This is a genomic window from Novosphingobium sp. 1529 (genome assembly GCF_040544855.1).
Classification (GTDB): Bacteria; Pseudomonadota; Alphaproteobacteria; order Sphingomonadales; family Sphingomonadaceae; genus Novosphingobium; species Novosphingobium capsulatum.
In genome coordinates this window covers 1-1,469 of the sequence record NZ_JBEPKW010000038.1, presented here as the reverse complement: position 1 = coordinate 1,469, position 1,469 = coordinate 1, and the positions used below count along the sequence as shown (strand labels likewise).

General features: G+C 61.9%; 1 protein-coding gene. It reads left to right on the top strand.

The annotated features are described in order from the left end of the window. Positions 1-119: 119 nt before the first annotated feature. Positions 120-1,145, top strand: coding sequence for an IS110 family RNA-guided transposase (locus ABIC78_RS21505; RefSeq protein ID WP_054132916.1), 1,026 nt, complete (start codon positions 120-122; stop codon positions 1,143-1,145). Positions 1,146-1,469 lie beyond the last annotated feature (324 nt).

Genomic DNA, 1,469 nt, shown 5'->3' with positions numbered 1-1,469 from the left:
TAGATGGGGTAACGGTCCGGCGTCGGTTGCGCATCCCTGATGCAGGGTTGGTGGCCTCCCGGTACGATGGTTGAACGGCGTCAGCGGTTGGGCTGCGCCAAGCATCGAGGGAGACCACCGTGGGCTACTATACCGGGATCGACGTTTCGCTGGAAGTCTCGCATTTCTGCGTTGTGGATGCTGCGGGCAGCATTGTGAAGGAGGCGCGTGTTGCCAGCGAACCTGGGGCGATCGTCGCCTGGTTCGAGGGTCTGGACTTTCAGATGGCGGCGATCGGCCTGGAGGCTGGCCCGCTGTCGCAATGGCTCTATGCCGCGATGATCGAGGCGAAGTTGCCAGTGACCCTGCTCGAGACGAGACAGGTGCGCGATGCATTCCGGTCGATGCCGGTGAAGACCGACCGCAAGGATGCCCGCGGCATTGCCCAGTTGATGCGCCTGGGCTGGTATCGACCGGTTCATTGCAAGTCGCAGGAAGCGCAGGAGAACAGGACGCTGTTGGCTGGCCGCAAGATGCTACAGTCGAAGTACATCGATCTTGAGCTGTGCCTGCGCGGACTGCTGCGTGGCTACGGGCTGAAGGTAGGGCCGACCAACCGCAAGACTTTTGAAGGCCGTGCTCGGGAACTGGCGGCATCGGTTCCCGGGCTCGACAATGCGGTGGACGCCCTGTTGAAGGCGCGGGCTACGCTGCTTGAACAGTTTCGCAGGCTCGATGGTCTGGTCAATAGCCGGGCTCGCCAGGACGAGAGGGCGCAGTTGCTGATGACTGTGCCCGGTGTCGGAGCGCTGATCTCGCTGACGTTCGTTTCGGCGATTGATGATCCGGCCCGGTTTCGGTCATCGCGGACTGTGGGAGCACATTTGGGCCTGACCCAGCGCAAGTACCAGTCGGGGGAGACTGATGTTACCGGGCGCATTTCCAAATGCGGTGACCAGGAGGTGCGCACCGCATTATACGAGGCGGCCAACATCATCCTGACCCGGCCGGTCAAGGGATCGCAGCTCAAGAGCTGGGCGGCGAAGATTGCTAGCCGGGCGGGCATGAAGAAGGCCAAGGTCGCTTTGGCGCGCAAGCTGGCAGTCGTCATGCACCGTATGCTCAGCGACGGGACATGCTTCGAGCACAGGCTGGTTGCAGCGTGATCGTTATCGAACAGGGACGAAGGTAGGACACAAGGGTTTCGGGCGAGAGGACCATCGCGCCCAATGGCAAGGTCCCGTCGCCGGGACGCACGAGCCAGGTCAGGCCGGTAAGACGGGAGCAGCCCTTCGGGTGACTGCGCGTTTCTAGATTGGTCGGCCGGTTCGTTGAGGACATCCATCATGCAGCGCCCTTGCGGTGACTGCGGACAGAAGCATGAAGCCGGCGACGTGATTATGCCGAATCGGGATTGACAATAGGCCCGTTACAGAAGCCCGTCTTATTCATCAGGGTGGGGCAAAGGGTTGGCGGGAGTGGCGTAAGCC